This window comes from Leptospira langatensis (assembly GCF_004770615.1).
Classification (GTDB): Bacteria; Spirochaetota; Leptospiria; order Leptospirales; family Leptospiraceae; genus Leptospira_B; species Leptospira_B langatensis.
The window spans coordinates 301,879-322,434 of the sequence record NZ_RQER01000006.1 but is presented as its reverse complement, the minus strand read 5'-3'; the positions used below and the strand labels follow the sequence as shown (position 1 = coordinate 322,434).

Annotated in this window: 18 protein-coding genes; 10 read left to right on the top strand and 8 right to left on the bottom strand. The window is 44.8% G+C overall.

Features of this window, described 5'->3' with window-relative positions:
- Nucleotides 1-25: 25 nt before the first annotated feature.
- The gene (locus tag EHO57_RS10765; protein WP_135644877.1) at nucleotides 26-1,684 is read right to left on the bottom strand and encodes an AIPR family protein; all 1,659 of its coding nucleotides are present in this window, start codon (nucleotides 1,682-1,684) and stop codon (nucleotides 26-28) included.
- Nucleotides 1,685-1,816: 132 nt separating this feature from the next.
- Complete coding sequence (locus EHO57_RS18785; protein WP_167882271.1) at nucleotides 1,817-1,972, bottom strand: hypothetical protein; 156 nt, start codon at nucleotides 1,970-1,972, stop codon at nucleotides 1,817-1,819.
- 188 nt (nucleotides 1,973-2,160) lie between these two features.
- On the opposite strand from EHO57_RS18785, the gene hrcA reads away from it, so the two are divergent.
- From hrcA to EHO57_RS10725, 8 genes are all read left to right on the top strand, one after another.
- Nucleotides 2,161-3,192 (top strand): heat-inducible transcriptional repressor HrcA, encoded by a 1,032-nt coding sequence (gene hrcA / locus EHO57_RS10760; protein WP_135644879.1) that lies wholly within the window; start codon nucleotides 2,161-2,163, stop codon nucleotides 3,190-3,192.
- A 10-nt stretch (nucleotides 3,193-3,202) separates the two neighbouring features.
- Complete coding sequence (gene grpE, locus EHO57_RS10755; RefSeq protein WP_425460780.1) at nucleotides 3,203-3,778, top strand: nucleotide exchange factor GrpE; 576 nt, start codon at nucleotides 3,203-3,205, stop codon at nucleotides 3,776-3,778.
- A 91-nt stretch (nucleotides 3,779-3,869) separates the two neighbouring features.
- Nucleotides 3,870-5,804 (top strand): molecular chaperone DnaK, encoded by a 1,935-nt coding sequence (gene dnaK, locus EHO57_RS10750; protein ID WP_135644883.1) that lies wholly within the window; start codon nucleotides 3,870-3,872, stop codon nucleotides 5,802-5,804.
- Between the two features lie 7 nt (nucleotides 5,805-5,811).
- Nucleotides 5,812-6,933: a molecular chaperone DnaJ gene (gene dnaJ, locus EHO57_RS10745; protein WP_135644885.1), complete on the top strand. Its 1,122-nt coding sequence runs from the start codon at nucleotides 5,812-5,814 to the stop codon at nucleotides 6,931-6,933.
- Between the two features lie 20 nt (nucleotides 6,934-6,953).
- Entirely contained in the window at nucleotides 6,954-7,913 is a 960-nt protein-coding gene (locus tag EHO57_RS10740; protein ID WP_135644887.1) for a Gfo/Idh/MocA family protein, read from the top strand.
- Between the two features lie 9 nt (nucleotides 7,914-7,922).
- A complete protein-coding gene (locus EHO57_RS10735) occupies nucleotides 7,923-8,477 on the top strand; it encodes a YqgE/AlgH family protein (protein ID WP_135644889.1) in 555 nt (184 codons plus the stop codon).
- Nucleotides 8,478-8,990, top strand: coding sequence for a DUF2721 domain-containing protein (locus tag EHO57_RS10730; protein WP_135644891.1), 513 nt, complete (start codon nucleotides 8,478-8,480; stop codon nucleotides 8,988-8,990).
- Nucleotides 8,991-9,030: 40 nt separating this feature from the next.
- A complete protein-coding gene (locus tag EHO57_RS10725; RefSeq protein WP_135645469.1) occupies nucleotides 9,031-9,321 on the top strand; it encodes a hypothetical protein in 291 nt (96 codons plus the stop codon).
- 117 nt (nucleotides 9,322-9,438) lie between these two features.
- On the opposite strand, the gene EHO57_RS10720 is transcribed toward EHO57_RS10725, so the two are convergent.
- Both EHO57_RS10720 and EHO57_RS10715 read right to left on the bottom strand, forming a co-directional pair.
- A complete protein-coding gene (locus EHO57_RS10720; protein ID WP_135644893.1) occupies nucleotides 9,439-11,979 on the bottom strand; it encodes an ABC transporter permease in 2,541 nt (846 codons plus the stop codon).
- Entirely contained in the window at nucleotides 11,976-12,698 is a 723-nt protein-coding gene (locus EHO57_RS10715; protein ID WP_135644895.1) for an ABC transporter ATP-binding protein, read from the bottom strand. Before EHO57_RS10715 ends, EHO57_RS10720 begins: the two co-directional genes overlap by 4 nt.
- Before the next feature lie 281 nt (nucleotides 12,699-12,979).
- Between EHO57_RS10715 and EHO57_RS10710 the strand changes: the two genes are divergently transcribed.
- Both EHO57_RS10710 and leuS read left to right on the top strand, forming a co-directional pair.
- On the top strand, nucleotides 12,980-13,189 hold the full coding sequence (locus tag EHO57_RS10710; protein ID WP_135644897.1) for a hypothetical protein: 210 nt from the start codon (nucleotides 12,980-12,982) through the stop codon (nucleotides 13,187-13,189).
- A gap of 189 nt (nucleotides 13,190-13,378) precedes the next feature.
- Nucleotides 13,379-16,030, top strand: a complete 2,652-nt coding sequence (gene leuS / locus EHO57_RS10705) for a leucine--tRNA ligase (protein ID WP_135644899.1) — start codon at nucleotides 13,379-13,381, stop codon at nucleotides 16,028-16,030.
- Between the two features lie 89 nt (nucleotides 16,031-16,119).
- Here leuS and EHO57_RS10700 read toward each other — a convergent pair whose 3' ends face one another.
- The 4 genes from EHO57_RS10700 to EHO57_RS10685 all read right to left on the bottom strand — a co-directional run bounded on the left by EHO57_RS10700 (nucleotide 16,120) and on the right by EHO57_RS10685 (nucleotide 20,505).
- On the bottom strand, nucleotides 16,120-17,205 hold the full coding sequence (locus EHO57_RS10700; protein WP_135644901.1) for an LIC10486 family protein: 1,086 nt from the start codon (nucleotides 17,203-17,205) through the stop codon (nucleotides 16,120-16,122).
- Nucleotides 17,206-17,244: 39 nt separating this feature from the next.
- The gene (locus tag EHO57_RS10695) at nucleotides 17,245-17,979 is read right to left on the bottom strand and encodes a hypothetical protein (protein WP_135644903.1); all 735 of its coding nucleotides are present in this window, start codon (nucleotides 17,977-17,979) and stop codon (nucleotides 17,245-17,247) included.
- Nucleotides 17,980-18,129: 150 nt separating this feature from the next.
- A complete protein-coding gene (thrC, locus tag EHO57_RS10690) occupies nucleotides 18,130-19,506 on the bottom strand; it encodes a threonine synthase (RefSeq protein ID WP_135644905.1) in 1,377 nt (458 codons plus the stop codon).
- Between the two features lie 3 nt (nucleotides 19,507-19,509).
- Nucleotides 19,510-20,505: an SPFH domain-containing protein gene (locus EHO57_RS10685; RefSeq protein ID WP_135644907.1), complete on the bottom strand. Its 996-nt coding sequence runs from the start codon at nucleotides 20,503-20,505 to the stop codon at nucleotides 19,510-19,512.
- Nucleotides 20,506-20,556 lie beyond the last annotated feature (51 nt).

The window sequence follows — 20,556 nt, the reverse complement described above, 5'->3', positions numbered from 1 at the left end:
GGAGAAAGGTTTGGCGGCATTTCTTTTAAAGATTTGAAAGCTGCTTTATCATATTGCATTTTTCATTATTCTTAAATAAACTCGCTAACTGATCTTCATTGTAGTAAGTGTCAATTATCGATTTAAGAGATTCAAAAGCGTAGTTTATTGATGAATCTAATTGTTTTTCCGAGTAATTCTCATTTTCGACGTCTGGAATTTTTGCCAATATGTTAAAGGCTAGCATTAAGATGAAGCGATTGCCATGGACGAGGATTAGATTGTCCCTATTTGATGCTCCACTTCGCTTTGTTTTTATCCAACTCTCGACTTTTCTCATTATCTTAACTTTTCTAAATATATACGGGCCCTCTGTGCTTTGATTGAATAATCGTTTATAAGGTGCTTTATCCGTTTGATACCACAGGCGAGATATTTCCCTTTTGCCAAGAACCATAATTTCAACATTATCTAATGCACAAGCTAGTGAAATAGCTGCTTCTTCAAAACTAAATCCTTCCGTGTTTTCCGGAATTATATCTCCCGACTTATAAGTGTAAACAATACCTTCCAATAAAAGCTCTTGATATATCTTTTCTTGAACTGGGTCAAGTGCCACGAAATCTCGACTATCTACTCGATTTTGAGTATTATTACTTCTAGTTACGCTTGTGCCAAACTCTACATTTGCTTCGCTAACCTCTATTATTCTCATTCCTACTAAGACTTTTTCGAGGTTAATACCTTGCCTTTTAGCTTCGAGTAAGGCTCCTGTTGTCTGGGCGCCATTAACTATGTATAAACCTTGACAAGCGAATATTCCGTTTGCATGAGATGCTCCTCCAATCGCCTTCTTTGTAAAAGTCTTTGCAATTGCGGTGATGCCATTATTTAAATACCAGAAGAGATCAGGGTTTTTTGTTGCTGTTTCTATTATGGATTCATTTACTTCTGTTCTTCCTAAAAAATATCGAATATTAGGAGAAAAGACTCGTTTACTATTCTCTTCAAGTAATGTAGCGAGATCGCTTCCATTAATCATCCCATATACAGCTTTTACTGGTAAGGAAATGTCAATCCAGTTTAAAAGCATAATATCGGTATCGATTGGAACATCCATTGCTCCTCTTCGCAAAACATCGTGTAATGATTTTATATTGATATATTCAAAATGAATGAAGTTTGTAACTCGGTTTTGTTCAGCCAAGAAATCTTCGATCGCCTGTTTAGCTTCATTTGACAAAGGTTGCTCAGTAGTCGATACTATTGAAAAGATTATTTTAATATTTGGATCAAGTAATGCTTTGTTAACCTCTTCTTCCAAATCCCTTATTTCTTTATTGAAGTCCTCTAATTTAGGAATCATTACATTCTTTATTCCTGAGATAGTCTTGTTTATATCTCCTAGATCTATACCGGAGGTGCCATTTTTAATCCATTTTGATTGCACTAAATGCAATGTTTTATCGATCTCGCTAAAATAAATTCCGTCAACTCCCCCATCTTTAAAGCCATCCACTATATGTTTAATAATTTTATCTTCCGCACAACCTGCGAAATTTTTTAAATAGAATGCTACCAAAGATCTGGTTAGGAGTAAATTATCGATGTCTTCATTTTTAAATCTATTTTCTTCGGACCGAATAGTCACATACTCGCGATAGTCTGTATCTATTACAGTTTGGAATTGTTTAAGAGCTAGCATTTAAATCTCCTAATTTTTGGGCTCAATGAATGTTAATCAACCGCGAGTAACTTTCCATCCCATCAAAAATCTGTAAAGTACGTACGTTACTCTCTCATTAAAAATCGCCGCACCCACTCTCCACCCTTCCCCCTAAACCGTTCCCCCACAATCCACCAAACTCACCCGTATTCCCATCCACTTTCCTCCCCACTTCCACCAGCCGTACTTCTTACCCCGCAACCAAAAACCGAGCCCAGCGGTACCATGGTAATATTCCAAACGGAGGTATTCCCTCTCGCCCACCATTCCCCTCTCCTTCCTTCCTCCCCATTCCCTGCGCTCTCACAGCGAAATCCATCCCTCAAGGGCCAGTCGGGGCTCACTCCACCTTCCTTTCCCTTGTAAAAACCCAAAATTCTTGACTTTTTTCCGAATCTTTTGGAAACTTGAGGGAGTGATTAGCACTCTAATAGCCAGAGTGCTAAAGGAAAGGAATGGAACTCTCCCCGAGACATAGGATGATCCTCAAGGCCACTGTGGACGAATTCATTCAAGAGAATCGTCCGGTTGGCTCCAAGACCTTGTTTGATAAGCATGATATTGGTCTTTCTCCGGCGTCCATTCGGACGGTGTTGAAAGAGCTCGAGGACATGGGCTATCTTGCTTCCCGTCATATCTCGGGCGGTAGGATCCCTACAGAGCGTGGGTATCGTTTCTATGTGGATTCTTTGGTGGTGGTTTACGAACTCACGATCAAGGAGAAGCAGAGGATCCAAGAAGAATACCTGAAGATGCAGTTTAAGCTGGATCAGATCCTGAAAGCGACTGCAAGCGTTCTTGCGAGCCTTTCGAACTCTGCGGGTGTGGTTCTCGGTCCTGCCAAGAGCTTGGATACTCTCAAGCATGTGGAATTGATCCATGTGCATGGGGACGAGGTCCTCATGATCATGGTCATGAGATCGGGTGCGGTCCTGAACCGTAGCGTATTCTTAGATCGGAATTATAGCCAGGAGGAATTGTATCAGATCTCCAAGTATCTGAACGATAACGCCAAGGGCTACGACATGTTCGAGATCCAGGAGAAGGTGATCCCTTCCCTTCTTCTGAGAAAGGATGGTCCATTAGATTTTTATAAAGTGTCTAATGTGCTTTCTGCGGCGATGACTCCCGATAATTCGGAGGTTTCGCTTTATATCGACGGGCTCAAGAACCTCTACGGTAGGTTCCGGGACGACGAAGAAGAGAGATTGAATCAGGTCCTCGCTCTTCTGGACGATAAGAGGTTCCTGACGGGTATGTTTGGGGAATATTCCGAACATGACGGTGTGTATACCGTGATCGGCAAGGACGGTGACGGTTTGATGGGCGGTGTGAGCATTATCACATCCGGTTATAGGATGGGCGAGAAGAGGATCGGTGCCATGGGGATCATTGGTCCTCAGAGAATGGACTACCATCGTGCCCTTCCTTTGGTGGACTTTACTTCGAAACTCGTTTCGGAGATGATCACGCGCATTAGTAAGTAGTAATGAATCTATGCAAGGAAATGATAGAGAGATGAGCCAAGAAGAAGCGGTAGCAACCTCTTCGGGAGAGAATCCTGGAGAAGCAAAACAACCGGAAACCGCAGAAAATTCTTTGCGCAAGGAATTGGATGCTGCAAAGAAAGAGATCGAATCCTTAAAGGATTCCTGGACCCGTGAGAGAGCGGAGTTCCAGAACTATAAGAGAAGGACCGCCCAAGAATTCTCCAATATCAAGAGAGAAGCGGTCAAGTCTCTCGTGGCGAGTTTTCTGACTCCGATCGATAATTTGGATCGTGTAAGGTCCGGTGTAAACGTTACGGAAGAGCTTAAGCCTTTCGTTGAAGGTGTGGAAATGATCTTGAAAGAGTTCTATTCCGTATTAGAGAAATCGAATGTTTTTAGACATGCTCCTCAGGGAGAACCGTTCGATCCTACTCTGATGGAAGCTCTTTCTTCGGAAGAAGGCGATCAGTATTCCGAAGAGACTGTGATCGAAGTTTATCAGGCAGGCTTCTATATTAAGGATAACGAGGATAAGTTCTCCTTAAGACCTGCGAGAGTTAGGATAGGGAAACCGAAGGCTTAACTTCGGAGCGGCTTTGTGGCCGCAGATTTAGGATTTATGATGATCCGTTTCGGTCGAATGGATTTCGGACCGGCGGAAAGGAGAAACCAAAATGTCAAAAGAGAAGATCATCGGAATCGACTTAGGGACCACAAACTCCTGCGTATCCGTTATGGAAGGCGGGGATCCTGTCGTTATTCAGAACTCCGAGGGTGCTAGGACCACTCCGTCTATCGTTGCTTTTACCGCAAAGGGTGAAACTTTAGTCGGTCAGTTCGCTAAAAACCAAGCAATTACTAACGCGGTGAATACCGTGCGTTCCGCAAAACGTTTCATTGGTCGCAGATTCAATGAGGCCGAACAGGAAATGAAACACGTTTCCTACAAAGTGGTTCGTAGCGGCAATGACGGCGTGAAATTCGAGACCGCTACCGGTGAGTTCACTCCACAAGAGATCTCTGCACGAGTTCTTCAGAAGATGAAGCAGACTGCAGAAGACTATCTGGGCCATAAAGTAACCAAGGCTGTTATCACTGTTCCTGCGTACTTCAATGACGAGCAACGCCAAGCAACCAAAGATGCGGGTCGTATCGCGGGTCTCGAAGTGGAACGTATCATCAACGAGCCTACTGCAGCCGCTCTCGCTTACGGTTTCGATAAGAAGAAGAGCAATGCTAAGATCGCTGTCTACGATTTAGGTGGTGGAACATTCGATATTTCCATCCTTGAGTTGGGCGACGGCGTCTTCGAAGTGAAGTCCACAAATGGGGACACTCACTTAGGCGGTGATGACTTCGATATGGTCATCATGGAATGGATGATCGACGAATTCAAGAAGCAGTACGGGATCGATATTTCCCAAGACAAGAACACTGTGCAGCGTTTGAAAGAAGCTGCGGAGAAGGCAAAGATCGAGTTGTCCGGAACCATGGCGACCCAGATCAACCTTCCGTTCATCACTGCGGATGCAACCGGTCCAAAACACTTGGATATGAACCTTACCAGAGCGAAGTTCGATCAGTTGACTCGCGCCTTAGTGGAAAGAACTCGTATTCCTTGTGAGAACGCGATCCGTGATGCAGGTATGAAAGCTTCCGATATCGATGAGGTCATCCTGGTCGGCGGTTCTACTCGTATTCCTGCGGTCCAAGAACTTGTAAAAGGGATCTTTGGCAAAGAGCCGAACCGTTCCGTGAACCCGGACGAAGTAGTGGCAATCGGTGCTGCGATCCAAGGTGGTGTGCTTGCGGGAGAAGTTTCGGATGTTCTTCTTCTGGACGTAACTCCTCTTTCTTTGGGTATCGAGACCCTCGGTGGCGTTATGACCAAGTTGATCGAGAGAAACACTACGATCCCGACTAAGAAGTCTCAGGTATTCTCCACGGCTGCGGATAACCAAAACGCTGTTTCTATCCATGTTCTCCAAGGAGAAAGGGATATGGCGGCAGGAAACCGTACATTAGGAAGATTTGATCTGATCGGGATCGCTCCTGCTCCAAGAGGAGTTCCTCAGATCGAGGTTACATTCGATATCGATGCGAACGGTATCGTTCATGTTTCCGCAAAAGATCTGGGAACCGGCAAGGAACAGAAGATCCGCATAGAATCTTCTTCCGGATTGAGCGAAGATGAGATCTCTAAAATGGTAAAAGATGCAGAAGCGCATGCTGCTGCGGACAAGGCCGCGAGATCCCTAGTCGAAGCCAAGAACGAGTTGGACACCATTACTTATTCTCTGGAGAAAGCAGTCGCTGATGCAGGTGACAAACTTTCTGACAGCGAGAAGCAATTGGCTGCCGACGAGATCAAGAGAGCCAGAGAGGCGATCGAGTCCGGTGACTTGAACCGCATCAACGCTACTAAGGAATCCGTGACCAAGTTTGCTTCCGAGATCGGTACCAAGATCTATTCTCAGGGTGCTCCTGGACAAGAGCCAGGTCCTGAGGCAAACGGTGCCGGTGCGGGAGAAGGTTCCGACAATTCCCAAGCAAAGGGAGAAAAGGTCGTGGACGCGGACTATACCGTAGTGGACGATGAGAAAAAGTAACTAAGACATGAGTGACAAGAGTTACTACGATATCCTCGGGGTTTCCAAGACTGCGACTGACGAAGAAATTAAGTCCGCATACAGGAAGCTAGCCATCAAATATCACCCTGATAAGAATCAGGGTGATAAAGCCGCCGAAGAAAAATTCAAAGAAGCCACAGAGGCCTACGAGGTCTTACGCGACGCGAATAAACGCAAAGCGTATGACCAATACGGCAAGGCAGGTGTGGGCGCCGGAGGCGCAGGCGGATTCGGAGGAGGAGCCTATACGGACTTCTCTGATATCTTCGGGGATTTCGGTGATATTTTCGGAGACTTCTTCGGTGGTGGGGGAAGGCCAGGCGGCGGTGGACGCAGGTCAGGCCCGCTGAGAGGCTCCGATCTTCGTTATAATCTAGAAGTCTCTCTCGAAGACGCTGCTCTAGGCAGAGAGTATAAGATAGAAATCCCAAGACTGGAAACCTGTTCTGATTGCGGAGGATCCGGTGCAGCAAAAGGAAGTACTCCTTCTACCTGTCCGGATTGCGGAGGCTCAGGCCAGATCCGTAGATCCCAAGGTTTCTTCTCCGTTGCCACTACTTGCGGTACTTGTAGAGGCAAAGGAACCATTATCTCAAATCCTTGCAAGACCTGTCATGGACAAGGCTTGGTCGAAAAACGTCGCACCATCAATATCAAGATCCCGCCCGGTATCGAGTCAGGCAGCCGCTTGAAAGTTTCCGGAGAAGGGGAAGCAGGACCTAACGGTGGTCCTCACGGCGATCTGTATGTGGTAACACATATTAAGAAACATGAATTATTCGAGCGCCAAGCAAACGATCTGATCTTAAGTAAGAAGATCAGTCTTACCCAAGCCATCTTAGGCGGGGACATAGAAGTTCCTACCATCGACGGCAAGAAAGTTAAGATGAAGATCCCGGAAGGAACTGAATCCGGACAGGTCTTCCGTTTGAAGGGACATGGAATTCCATATCTTGGCGGATATGGAAAAGGGGATCAACATGTGATCGTTAAGATCGAGATCCCTAAAAAATTAACTAGACGACAAAGAGAATTGATCGAAGAATTTGCCCGCGAATCAGGAGAAGGAGTCTCCGGTTCCAAGGGCAAGATTTTTACGAATAAGTAAACCTGCATAAAGGAAGTTTCATGACCCAAAAAGTCAAGATCGGAGTAATTGGAACAGGCCATATGGGCCAGTACCACGTGAACGTGGCAAAAAGCTTAAGCGATGCGGAACTGATCGGTATCTATGATTCCGATTCGGAGAGGGCCGGACAGATGGCGGACAAGCATAAGACTTCCGCATTCTCCACGGTAAACGATCTGATCCAGAATGTGGACGCAGTCGTGATCGCAGTTCCTACCTTCTTACATCATGAAATCGCGAAGAAGGCTTTAGAATCCGGCAAACATGTTCTGGTGGAAAAACCGATCGCAGAAACCCTGGAGCAGGCAAAGGAACTCGTCGCTCTTTCCGAAAAGAACGATCTGGTCCTGCAAGTTGGTCACGTAGAGAGATTCAACGGAGCCGTTCTGGAGTTAGGCAAGATCGTAACCGAGCCTTTGCTCGTAGAATCCAGGAGATTGGCCCCATTCAACCCTAGGATCAAAGACGTAGGTGTCGTACTGGATATGATGATCCACGATATAGATATCGTTTTGAATCTTGTAAAATCTCCCGTCAAATATCTAAGTGCTGTGGGAACTAAAGTGGTTTCCAATCACGAGGATATTGCGGCTGTCATTCTTCATTTTGAGAACGGCACTATCGCAAATATTTCCGCAAGCAGAAATACCCAATCGAAAATTAGGACCTTAAACATCACTCAAAAGGATGTTTATATCACTTTGGATTTCAGCGATCAAGAGATCGAACTGCACAGACAGGCGACTTCGGACATTCTACTCAGGACAGGCGAGATCAAATACCGCCAAGAGTCGATCGTCGAGAAGATCTTTGTGCACAAAGATAATCCGTTAAAACAGGAGCAGGAACATTTCGTGAAATGCATCTTGAAGGAAACGGAACCTCTGGTGGACGGTAAGTCCGATATCCAGACCTTGGAAATCGCGTATAGAATTTTGAAAGAAATCCATAAAAACTGATCGGGTAGTATGGAAAACGGATTCAGCGGCAAAGTACTAATATCAAATTCCTCTATCGTAACGGATTATTTCAATCGTACTGTGATCCTCATGGTCGAGCACGATAACTCCGGAGCGTTCGGCCTAGTCTTAAACAAGAAGATGGAAGTTTCCTTGAACGATGTGATCCAAGGGATCCCGGATGGTATCGACGGTTCTCTTCCGATCTATTCGGGGGGTCCTGTGGATCCAACCTATGTTTCCATTCTTCATGATAACCCTAAGTTGAAACAACCTGGGATCGAAGTGATTCCTGGAGTCTACTTAGCTCGAAGCTTTGAGGCTCTGATCGAATTATTAGAACATCCTGATAAAACTAAGTTCAATGTGTACCAAGGATATTCCGGTTGGGGAGCAGCTCAATTGGAAGGAGAAATGGAACGCAAATCTTGGGTGGTTCACGATCCGAATGCAGAATGGATCTTTACGGAAGATCCGGAAGCAACTTGGCAAGAGGCCTTGAAGAGCAAGGGCGGATTGTACAAGTACTTCGTAGAACATACCAAAGATCCGATGCTGAACTAGATGCTTACTTCTCTTTTGGGAACAGAGACCTTAAGCGGGATGATCGCTCCCGCAGTATTGATCTCCGCAAGTGCCAGTCTTATCTTCTCTACAGCAAATCGATTAGGAAGGATCTTCGATCGAGTGAATCTTCTTAAGAACGAGATAGAAGGTATCGTGGACGGAAGGACTTCTTATCCGGAAGAACGCTCCGCATATCTTCGCAGACAACTCAAGGTCCAAAAGAAAAGAGCAAACCTCATCCAAAAATCCATGGCCGCACTTTATACTGCGACTCTCTTCTTTGTAGCTTCTAGTTTGAGTTTAGGAATTATAGTAGCTGCAGGAAGTTCCGCTGCTTGGATCTCCACCGGTTTGGCGTTATTCGGAGGAGTCTTTCTTTTCGTTGCGAGCGGACTCTTATTGTACGAAAGCCGTTATAATCTGAAATTCATCCAGGGGCAGATCGATTTCGCCGAATTTTTGGACGAAAAGGCGGAAAAGAAAAACCTTGATCGCCAACCCAAGGGTTGATGTTCTTGATCCAGGTGAATACAGAACCTGGGTGATTTTTTTGCAAGGCTTGCTTCGTTACTTTCTTCTCGTTCCTATCTTCGTATTTTTCTTTTCCGTTCAATCGGTCTCCGCAGATGGTTGTTATCTCTGTGCAGAAGGAAGCTCCGATATGTGCAGGGATTATTGTAGATTCTCCGGAACGGATTCCTTCGATACACGCAAACGCTGCGAAAGCAAGGGTTGCAAGATCACAGGAACTGCTGCATGTCCTACTGCTTCCAACTACAAAGTCTGTTCCGCTCTGAACGAAACGAAGACCAAGAACCTGATCGCTCGATCCTTACGATAAAGACCGCATTTTTACTGATCGAAAAAGCCGACTGCGCCCGTCGATTTCTCCCATTCCATAAAAAAGCCCCTTCGCATCTCTGCAGAAGGAGCTTCCTTCAAAGATAATTCTACTCTATTAGACTTCTTTTAAGTATAGAGTCGGACTTCGCTTCCATTCTTTGCGTAAGGCAGTGAAATACATTCCTGCTACTGCAACATTCAATCCAAGATAATAGATCGCGATCTGCAGCCAAGGGATGGTGCTTTGGATCTCGAAGATTGCCTGAGAAAGATATTCCGAAACTCCCCATACCAGCCCGAACGCCAAGAAGAAGGATATATTTGCGAGTAGAAGGGATTCCGCTAAGAAATACTTTCGCAAGAAATCTCTGGATCCACCTATGATCCGTAAAAGAGAGGTCTCTTCTAATCTTTCCTTTCTACTCAATTCCAAAGAAGATAGGATGAGTAATAAGGAAGATACTACGATCAAAGCAGTCATCCATTGGATTGCAAAGGAGATCTTTTCTAGGATCACTAAGAAGGATCGGATCGCCTTTTCGGTATCGACGATGGTCAGGTTCGGATATTCGTTGATCAGCTCTTTTTGCAAAGCATATCTATCTTGGGCCGATTCGAGTAAGAAGGAACTCAAATAGAATTTAGGCGCCTTCTCCAAGATACCTTTGGAGAATAAGACCACGAAATTCGGCCTCATATCGGACCAGTTCACTGTCCTGAAATTCCGGATAATTCCTGTGACTTCCACTCCACCAATGGAGAAGGTGAGTTTGTCTCCGAGATCCACTTTTAGGTTCTTGGAGAATTCCTTCTCTACTGAGATCTGGTCTTCTTCTCCTTTCCTCCAAAAGTCTCCGTCCGTCACTTTTTCCGTAGGATATAAATTCTCCCGATACGATAAGAAGTATTCTCTAGTTCTTGCAGTGGATCTCCAATCTCTTCGAAGTGCGGAGAGTTCCATGTCCTCTCTCTTGATCAATTCTCCGTTGATGTGAGATAAGCGCGCACCTATGACAGGAGAGATGATCATCTTCTCTGCTTTGAACTTGGAAGCGGTGTGCTGAAACGTATCCAGTTGTTCCGGACGAAGATCTAGAATGAACATATTCGGTCTTCTTTCTTTGTCCTTTGCTCCGCTGTATTCCAAGAGACTATCGCTTAAGAACAAACTGAGAAGAAGAACGAACACGGAAGATCCGAGTCCGACCGCCACCCAAGGCAATCCTGTTCTAGGTCTGTCCAATTTTCGAAAGGCCATCCTAAGACTTGCGGACAATTCCAGTTTATTTAGCGCGAATCTGAGCCCGAACCGGAATATTAAAATTCCTAAATATACTAATACAGGCAAGAACAGAAGGGTTGCACAAAGGATCAGTCCCTTGATCCAATCTCCAGTTTCCCACCAAGCAAGCAAGAAGAAGAGACCGAATACCGCTACGAAGGAAATAGATTGCCTCCATTCCGGTTTGGGAACGGAAGAAAGCTCGCTTGCAAAGTCCGCTTTCAATGCATACATCGGACTCAGGTTTCTGGACTTAGAGAGACTTTCCCAAGCGGAGACTAAGGGAACTACCCAAGCTAATACGAATCCCCATAAGAACGCCTTTAACGTAGGAACGGAACTGGGTTCGAAACGGAACTCACTATCCGCTAAATTCGGGATCTGGTTCTGTAAGAAGATCCCGAATCCGAAGCCTAATAAGGCACCGATCGTGGAGAGAAGCAAAAGTTCTCCTAGTACTAAACCGGAGACTAGATTGGGACCTGCGCCTAAACATTTATAGATAGCGAATGTATTCGCTTTGGATCGAATGAGAGCTCTGCTTGTAAGAAGGATCGAGATCCCGCCTAAGAAAAACGCGCACAATGCCAATAAGGAAAAGAAATCCAAAGTATTTGTAAGGAATTTTTGAGACCCTGAGTTTGCTTCCGTGCTTTCGTACAGGATCAGATCGTTTCTTGCAAATTCCTTAAACTTGTTTTTCTTATATTCGCTTGCATCTGTTCCCTTAGGAAGAAGGACGGGGATCTGGTAATTGATCCTAGAGCCTCTTTGTTCCAATCCGGTTTCTGCAAGAGAATCCTTATGAATGATGGAGCTTGGAGCCATCGAAAGAAAATTCCCTGCCATACCAGGTTCTTTGAGCAGACTTCCTCTTAAGATAAAAACGGATTCCCCTAATTGAACTTCGTCACCAGGTTTTAACTTCAGGTTCTGGATCAGGCTGCTTTCGAGAAGGATCTCTCCCGTTTTTAATGCTCTATACGCACCCTTAGGATCGGTTTCTACTTCTCCAAAATAAGGATATTCCCCTTTGATCGCCTTTACTAACGAAAGGCTAGAGTCTTGGTTTTTAGGATTTCGAAGCATAGAAGGGAACTGCACTAATTCGGAGGATTTGCTTCCTTTTGGCAATTCTCCCCTTAAAAACGCTGTTTGTTTCTCATTAAGAGGAGAAGGCGAAGTGGCAACCAGATCCGCTCCCATGATATTCTTGGCTTCTTTTAGAATGGATTGGGAAAACTGATCTCTATATGAGTGCACTGCAAGTACGGCACCTGTTCCGATCGTGATCGCTAATATGATCTGTAAGGAAGAAGTCTTTTTCGAGAAGATCTCTCGGAACATTACCTTGATGAAGAAGCTTAGGTTCATTTCTTCTTCCCGCGTTGAATGGCTTTCTTAGGAGAAGGTTTGGACTTTCCTGAGTTTAAGATGACTCCGTCCCTCATTTCTAGGACACGATCTGCGATCGCTGCTACTTTGGGATCGTGAGTGACCACTAATAGAGTGGATTTTCTATCCCTGTTCAATCCTTTCAAGAGAGCCATGATATTCTCTCCATTCTTCTTATCTAGATTTGCAGTAGGTTCGTCGGCGAATAATAACTTAGGCTCATGAATAAATGATCTTGCGATTGCAACTCTTTGTTCTTCACCCCCTGAGAGTTGGCTAGGAAAGTTATGCGCTCTATGGGCGATGCCTACTTTTTCCAACCAGAACATAGCCTTATCCTGGATCGCTTTTTCGGATAGGTTTGTGGTCAAAGCGAGAGGAAGGCAAACATTCTCTAGTGCGTTTAACGTTTTGATCAGTTGAAAGTTTTGGAATATGAATCCGATCTGCTTTCCTCTAATCTTAGCAAGTTCGTCTTCCGTTTTTTCGAACAAGGATATTCCATCTAATAATACTTTTCCTGAGTCTGCTTTATCTAATCCTGCTGAAACAGCTAGTAACGTAGACTTGCCGGAGCCGGAAGGACCAATGATCGCAACAAATTCTCCTTCTTTTATCTGGAATGAAACGTCTTTTAATACGTTAAACTGTTGATCAGCAACTGTGTAAGACTTGTTTAAGCCTGTGATCGATAACAATGTGCACCTACCTTCTGTTTTTGACTGACCTAAACTCGGCATTTGATCGGAAATTTATTTTCTTCGCAAAAAACCGTACTTGAAAAACTATTCCAAAGGAAAGCGCGCTTGGAATTTTTTTTCAAAAAAATTGCAGTCATTTTCACAAACATCCAACCTAATTTTTTTTGACTCTAGAATGAGCCGATTTTATAAAGTAACTCTCGACATACGGAAGTCGAGAGCCGAAAACGCAACTCACCTTCGGACTTATTTACACTCCGTAAATAAAAACATATTAGATGGATTTTTCTGGGAGCAAAATGCAATTACTAACTGTGACGGAATTCAACGAACAAGAAGCGGAACTCACCCGAGCGCAAAGCAAGCAACTCAATTGCAAAGGATGCGGCAAACAAACGCCGAATCTCTTTCAGTACGATCTATGTCGTGACTGCTTGAACCAAACTTTTAAACGATTGATTAAGGTTATTGACTCCATACGTAAATAAGTTCGTTTCCTTCCATCCCATTTTTAACTACATCTAAGCAATTACAGCTTAGTTTGCTCCTTAAAAGCCGGTTTCTACCGGCTTTCTTCATTTCTGACCGAGTATGTACGGTAAGGTTCCCTTTCTGAAAGGTCCTTCTGCTTCATAAAAAAGAATTGGATTCTAGGCCGGACTAAAAAACTTCACGGTATGGACTATCCGTTTCGGGAAATTGAATCAAAATGGCAATCATACTGGGAAAAAGGCTCTTCTTTTCGGACGGATCTACACTCTAAGAAGCCAAAATTCTATTGTCTAGATATGTTTCCTTATCCCTCAGGCGCGGGATTGCACGTTGGACACCCTGAGGGCTATACGGCAACGGACATAGTTTCCAGATACAAGAGGATGAAAGGCTTTGAAGTCCTTCATCCGATGGGATGGGATGCGTTTGGTCTTCCTGCAGAACGATATGCTATGCAAACAGGCATCCATCCTGCCTTAACTACCAAGCAAAATGTGGATAATTTCCGAAGACAGATCAAATTGATTGGTCTTTCATACGATTGGGATAGAGAAATCTCCACCACAGACCCGAAATACTACAAATTCACCCAATGGATCTTCCTGAAACTGTATGAATCCTGGTACGATCCGCAGGCTTCCCAAGCAAAACCGATCTCCGAGTTGATCAAAAGGTTCGAGACCAAAGGATCGGAAGGATTCGAGGACCTCGAAGCCTTCTCCGCAAAGGATTGGAAGGAATATCCAAATGCAAAGAAGGATATGATACTCTCCGATTTCCGTTTAGTGTACCAAGCGGAGATCCCTGTAAACTGGTGTCCCGGTTTGGGAACCGTTCTTGCAAACGAAGAAGTAGAGGAATGGGTAGGCAAGGGCTACGAAGTGGTTCGCAAGCCGATGCGCCAATACATGATGCGGATCACCGCGTACGCGGAGAGATTATTAGAGGACTTAAGTCTTGTTTCTTGGCCTCAATCCACATTGGAAATGCAAAAGAATTGGATCGGAAAGAGTGAGGGACTTGAACTCGTTTTTCCTTTTGAATCTTCTACTTCCAAAAGGGTAGAAGAAGCGAAAGCAAAACTGGACGAAAAACTTCGGAATGTAAAAGAGCTCAGCCTCGGTGGTGTGAAGGTATATACCACTCGTCCGGATACAGTATTCGGTGTGACCTATATGGTCCTTGCGCCGGAACATCCTTTAGTGGATGTACTTACTTCTTCCGAACAATGGGAGAAGGTGCAGGAATACAAAAAGACTTCTGCTCTCAAGAGTGATTTGGATAGAACAGAACTTTCTAAAGAAAAATCCGGAGTCTTTACGGGTGCTTATGTTTTGAATCCTGCGGATCCTTCTAAGAAGATCCAAGTTTGGATCGGAGATTACGTTCTATATGGATATGGGACAGGTGCTATCATGGCTGTTCCTGCCCATGACCAAAGAGACTACGAGTTCGCAAAGGCATTCGGCCTGGAAATTGTACCTGTTATCCAAGGAGATCTTTCTCAAGGTGCCTTCGATTCCAAGGAATCTGTTTGTATCAATTCTTCTTCTACTGAGATCTCCATAGACGGTCTCAAATACAAGGATGCATTCTCAAAGATCGCCGATTGGGCGGAAAAGAAGAATATCGGCCGTAAGAAAGTACAGTTCAAGCTAAGAGACTGGCTCTTTGCCCGCCAAAGATACTGGGGAGAACCGATCCCTCTCGTGCATTATCCTTCCGGGGTCAGTAAGGCAATCCCAGAATCGGAACTTCCATTAGAACTTCCTAATTTATCAGAATTTAAACCTTCCGGAACGGGAGAATCTCCTTTGGCTTTAGCAGGAGATTGGTTGAAATACAAGGATCCGGAAACCGGAGAAATCGGGATCAGAGAAACGAATACCATGCCTCAATGGGCTGGTTCTTGCTGGTATTATCTGCGTTATATTGATCCGGAGAACCCGAAACAATTTGTGGATCCCGAATTGGAAAAGGCATGGATGCCCGTGGACTTATATGTGGGCGGAGCGGAACATGCTGTACTCCACTTATTGTATTCTCGCTTTTGGCATAAGGTACTATTCGACCTTGGGCATGTGACCACTCCGGAGCCTTTTAAGAAATTGGTTCACCAAGGTCTGATCCTGGGGGAAGACAAAAGAAAAATGTCCAAGTCTCTCGGGAATGTGATCAATCCGGACGAGGTAGTCACAAATTTCGGAGCGGATAGTCTGAGACTTTTCGAAATGTTCATGGGACCGTTCGAGATGGTCAAGCCTTGGAGCACCAGAGGAGTCGAAGGTGTCTTTCGTTTTCTGAATCGAGTTTGGCGATTGTATCATTCCGGAGCAGAGGAATCTTTCCGTTTGGAAGACATAGAGCCGAACGAAGACGAATTAAAGATACTTCACAGGACCATCAAGAAGATAGAAGACGATATCAATCATTTCTCCTTCAATACAGCGATCTCTCAGTTGATGATCTTCGTGAACGAGCTGACACCTAGTACTCGTAGGCCACGCAAGATCTTGGAGACATTCCTGCTTTTGATCGCACCGTTCGCTCCCCATTTGGCGGAAGAGCTTTGGGCCCTGGCAGGCAAAAAGGATTCCTTAACCTATGAAGCCTTTCCAAGTTACGAAGAAAAGTATTTAACGGATGACGAGATACTGATCGTAGTACAGGTAAACGGAAAGCTAAGAGGAGAATTCAAGGCCCCGAAAGAAATAGGACAGGAGGAAGCTCTCCAGATCGCAAAGGCCTTGGACAAAGTGCAAGTCTTCTTGGATGGCAAGCAGATCCGAAAGGAGATCTATGTTCCTGGCAAACTTGTGAATCTGGTAGTCGGTTAAGAAGATTAAGAAGATCGATCCTGATACAAAAAAGCCTCTCGGATCTGAGAGGCTTTTTTATTTTCTTGGAGCCGTTCGCTCGTGTTTCCTTATTTCAAAAGAATAAACGCAAGCAGTCCCACTAGGAGAACCACTCCCACTAAGATCACATAGTTGAGAGTACCGCCGGATTCGGATTTGCCGGACATTCCCGCAGGACGAGGAGCAGCCCCTCCGGCAGTCTTAGGTCTGGCTAAACGGACTGGTCTTTCTTCGAAGGCTTGCAAGAGCGCACCTGCTGGTCCTTTTGCAAAGATATGATATTCATTCTTGCCGGAAGCGATCCCTACAAAGGTACCGATTACAGGCTTAACATTCCCATCCTTGTCCATCGCACCCAAGGTCTTAGCGATCGCCTTTTCCTCAGGAGAAACCGCAGGGAGTTGCAGAAGGATCTTGTCTCCTTCATTTAGCTCGTCGAAGTCGATCCCGTTTACGGGGGAGAGAATTGTCTTAGCCTGTACCACTCTTCCGAAGCCCTTGCGAATAGTCTCGATCTGTCTAAGCACTGCCGCTTTTTCCGGATCGATATTGTCCACAGGACCGCTGCCTTCGGCAACTTCTTCAGGAGGTTTTGCGATAGGCTGTATTATACCTGTGAAGAAACTCTTTCCTCTGCATTTCAAACTGGAAACGAATTCTACGTCGGCTTGGACTCGGATCATATTGATCTTCATCGCAGTCTTGATCTGATTCTCCAAGAGATTGATCAGAGCAGAAGGATCGTTACGATCCCACATAGGATAATATTGTTCTAATATTTGTTTATTTAACTTCGTGTGAAGTATTCTTCCGATCTGTTCGGACAATCCCGGATCGGGAGCTTCTTCTCTCGCAGCTTCGGCGATATCGTGAGAGATCTGTCCGAAGTCCTCGAAAGTCCGTATCTTACGGATCGTAGGAGCGTTGGAGAATAAAGAGTATAATTCCAGAAATTCGTTCTTGTATCGGGAGAGTAATCCCAAAACTACTCCGGCTCTATTTTCGATATCGATCCGTAGTTTGAGTAAATAGGCGTCTTTGATTTTGCCTTGGATTAATTCGATTGCTTGTTCTTCGGTATGAACGGATTCCAAGGCAAGATTCATTTGATTCGCCTGTTCTTGGAGCTTGCTTGTTTGCGGGTTCTGTTCCATGTTTGCTCAGGCCTAACCGATATTAGCGGCTTTATTAGGTCATGCTAAGCCACTAGCCTTTTCTTGTAACCATTTTTGATATCTTTGTCTTCGAGGTACATAAGAATCCGCTAATGGGATCTCGACTCTGGCAACCGTTCTATTTTCGGACTGCCTACTATAGATAGTAAACAAATGCCGGTCATAGCCGCTTTGGGCTACCAGTATCTCAACCATTGTGATACCCATTCCTGCACCTTCTGTGGTATCACCGTATTTCATATAGTATTCGAAGAGATTGTCAAATTCTTTCGAATGAACGAATTTCTCTCGGATCCTCTTTTCTTCTCGTATTGCTAATGTAAAATTATTCTGCACGAGAAGAACGATCCGATCGGAAGAAAAACTCACAGTAACTTTTACGAAGAGACCATGCTCCTTCATCTTTCTGCGATAATAAGGGAATTTTCTGCTGACCAGGTTTTCCTTAAAAGATTCCATTCCTAGGTCGTACTGGGATGGATCTCCTATATTCAAACCCAGCTCTTTGAATAGAACGCGTTTGATGGCTGCTTTTGTCGCGTTAACGATCAGCTCTTTTGCGGAAGTGAATAGTAATTCGATTAGATCCTCTCTGTGATATTTAGAGAGTATACTTTGAAGGATATGTTTGAGTTTATTTTCGCCCCGAGTACTCAGGACGTAGGTAATGATCGATATCGGCTCTTCTTTTTTTACGGCCGTCTCGACCTCGAAGAGGAATTCTTGGGGAAGTTCCTCGATTCCCTCGTACATTTGGATTCTCGATTATACGGACCCTACCTCGCTTACGAGAAAAAAACGAAAATGTGTTACGAAAAAAGAAGAGATAATTTCAGGCAAAATTGAAAAAAAACAAGCGTTTACTTGTAAGGAAATAAGTCTTCTGCCCTTTCCAGGTAAACCTTACAGAATATCTTTTAGATTAAGAGTCGTACCTGAATTCAAAAAACCGCTAATTTCGTCCATTACGGCTCCTACCTCTGGCTTGCAGGAGCGAATAACGTTCGCCAATTTAGGGTCCGTCCCTTGGATCTTTCCTTCATGGAATTTGAGTTTGAATTCGGTGAATTTCAAACCGTGAGCGGTAGATATGACGACCACTTTTTCTCCCTTGGAAATGGTTCCCTTGGTCCTGAGTTTGTAGAGTGCCGCAAGCGCAACCCCGGTATGAGGATCATTGTACAATCCAAATAGGTCCGTCTTGGCAGAAGCCTCCGAAAGTTCAGCCTCGCTCGCTTGTTCTACGATCCCATTGAATTTCTTTAAGGTGCGGATTGCCTTTTGCACGGAGACCGGGTTCCCGATCTGGATTGCGGAAGCAAGAGTAGGTTTTGCATCTATAGGACTGAATTCTTCAAAATTCTTTAAATAAGAAAGGTATAATGGATTCGCATTCTCCGCTTGGGCAAGCACGATCCTCGGTAGTTTATCGATGAGTCCTAATTCCTTGGCCATCTCGAAGCCTGCGCCTAATGCAGACACGTTACCTAGATTTCCTCCAGGAATGATCACCCAATCCGGAACATTCCATTCTAACTGCTGCACGATCTCAGGCGCGATCGTTTTCTGTCCTTCGATGCGGAGACTGTTCATGGAATTTGCCAAGTAGATCCCGGCTTCTTTGGTGACTTCTTTTACGATCTTCATGCAACCGTCGAAGTCTGTTTCGAGTGCGATTACTTTTGCTCCGTTGGAAACTGGCTGGATCAATTGTGCCTGAGAGACTTTACCTGCGGGCAAGAAGATGATGGCTGGAACTCCTGCTTTGGCAGCATAAGAAGCTAGGGCAGCAGAAGTATCTCCGGAGCTCGCACAGGCAACTGCACGGATCTTGACTCCGGCATTTAACATATGTTTGACCTGGCTGAGAAGAACGGTCATGCCAAGATCCTTGAAGGAACCGGTGTGAGAGATCCCACATTGTTTGATCCATAATCCGCTCAAACCGAAATGCTTGGTCAGTCTTTCGGAATGAAATAAATGCGATAGACCTTCACCGGAACTTACGATCTCGGAATCTTCTACTTGAGGAAGAACCCATTCTCTCTTATTCCAAATGCCGGAAGTATTCGGGAATTTTACCGAACCCAATCGAGAGTCGAATAATTCCCTCCATTCCTTTCCGGAAGTTTCCTTGAGAGCGTTTATGTCGTGGGAGACTTGTAGAAGGCTCCCACATTTACGACATTCGTATACGACCTCGTTCAGATCGTAAGTAGCTCCGCAGGAATCGTTGATACAGCGGAACTCCGCTTTCAACTTGGTGAAGGTTAAACTCATACTTTAGATAGAGTTTAAAATGTCCTTTTTTTTGGCATCAAATTCTTCCTGGGAAATCAGGCCCTGATCCAGCATACTCTTCAGTTTCTGGAGACGAGCGCTCGCATCGTTTTGGTTATTTGCTGCTCCGGTATTGTTCTGGCCTGCTGCCATTCCGGACATCATATTTCCCATGTTCATTCCCATACCAAGACCTAGGCCCGCAGACATTCCTTGGCCTGCATTTCCGCTTTCGTTCTTGGCTGCAGCCTCTCCGATATCCAACATCCTTTTTTGTTGGTACATTCCGCCGAGGGTTTCGATCTCGAATTTGTCTGTGAGTACTTTTTGGATCTTTTGGAAATTCGGATCGTTCTGATCGAAGTTGATGGATTGTACGAAGAAATCCACGACCTCAATTCCGTACTTAGAGAAGTCCGGTTGTATCTTTGTTTTTCCTGCGGAGGAAGCTTCTTCCAGATATTGGTTCAGCTTGGTGATAGGCTCGCCCGATTTTAAGACCACTTCTGCCAGAAAATCACTCAGTCTGGTCACGATCATAGGACGCAAGAAGCTATCAATTTGGTCCTGGGTGTAAGCGCCTCTTGCTCCTACTACTCCCACTGCGAATGCTTTTGAATCCGTGATCTTGATATTATAAGAACCGTTTGCTCTCAGACCCAGAGTGATCATGTACTTCGGATCTTCGACTTGGACAGGTGCGGGAGTTCCCCATTTCAATTGCACCAATGCCTTGTTGATAAAAACCACTTCGGCAGTGAAAGGAGTTTGTCCTCCGAAGGGAAGGTTCACCAATTTTTCCAAGATAGGAACGTTACCGGTCTTTAAGGTATGGGTTCCCGCTCCGAAAACATCCAGGGCTTTCCCTTCCTTAAAGAAGATAGCCTCTTGGCTTTCGTTTACTACGAGTTGTCCGAAAGTACTGATATCGTTTCTGGGAAATTTCCAGACAACTTCTCCCGGTTGTCCCTCGTATTTGATCACGTCTATTAATGCCATACAAACTCCTTGGAAATATTTTATTCCCGTATTAACTTAGGGCAAATCAAA

What these genes read in the sequence shown, in the direction of transcription:
- EHO57_RS10765 (WP_135644877.1), bottom strand. Translation starts at nt 1,684, where the DNA reads ATGCTAGCTCTTAAACAATTCCAAACTGTAATAGATACAGACTATCGC.
- EHO57_RS18785 (WP_167882271.1), bottom strand. Translation starts at nt 1,972, where the DNA reads ATGGTGGGCGAGAGGGAATACCTCCGTTTGGAATATTACCATGGTACC.
- hrcA (WP_135644879.1), top strand. Translation starts at nt 2,161, where the DNA reads ATGGAACTCTCCCCGAGACATAGGATGATCCTCAAGGCCACTGTGGAC.
- grpE (WP_425460780.1), top strand. Translation starts at nt 3,203, where the DNA reads ATGCAAGGAAATGATAGAGAGATGAGCCAAGAAGAAGCGGTAGCAACC.
- dnaK (WP_135644883.1), top strand. Translation starts at nt 3,870, where the DNA reads ATGTCAAAAGAGAAGATCATCGGAATCGACTTAGGGACCACAAACTCC.
- dnaJ (WP_135644885.1), top strand. Translation starts at nt 5,812, where the DNA reads ATGAGTGACAAGAGTTACTACGATATCCTCGGGGTTTCCAAGACTGCG.
- EHO57_RS10740 (WP_135644887.1), top strand. Translation starts at nt 6,954, where the DNA reads ATGACCCAAAAAGTCAAGATCGGAGTAATTGGAACAGGCCATATGGGC.
- EHO57_RS10735 (WP_135644889.1), top strand. Translation starts at nt 7,923, where the DNA reads ATGGAAAACGGATTCAGCGGCAAAGTACTAATATCAAATTCCTCTATC.
- EHO57_RS10730 (WP_135644891.1), top strand. Translation starts at nt 8,478, where the DNA reads ATGCTTACTTCTCTTTTGGGAACAGAGACCTTAAGCGGGATGATCGCT.
- EHO57_RS10720 (WP_135644893.1), bottom strand. Translation starts at nt 11,979, where the DNA reads ATGAACCTAAGCTTCTTCATCAAGGTAATGTTCCGAGAGATCTTCTCG.
- EHO57_RS10710 (WP_135644897.1), top strand. Translation starts at nt 12,980, where the DNA reads ATGGATTTTTCTGGGAGCAAAATGCAATTACTAACTGTGACGGAATTC.
- leuS (WP_135644899.1), top strand. Translation starts at nt 13,379, where the DNA reads ATGGACTATCCGTTTCGGGAAATTGAATCAAAATGGCAATCATACTGG.
- EHO57_RS10700 (WP_135644901.1), bottom strand. Translation starts at nt 17,205, where the DNA reads ATGGAACAGAACCCGCAAACAAGCAAGCTCCAAGAACAGGCGAATCAA.
- EHO57_RS10695 (WP_135644903.1), bottom strand. Translation starts at nt 17,979, where the DNA reads ATGTACGAGGGAATCGAGGAACTTCCCCAAGAATTCCTCTTCGAGGTC.
- thrC (WP_135644905.1), bottom strand. Translation starts at nt 19,506, where the DNA reads ATGAGTTTAACCTTCACCAAGTTGAAAGCGGAGTTCCGCTGTATCAAC.
- EHO57_RS10685 (WP_135644907.1), bottom strand. Translation starts at nt 20,505, where the DNA reads ATGGCATTAATAGACGTGATCAAATACGAGGGACAACCGGGAGAAGTT.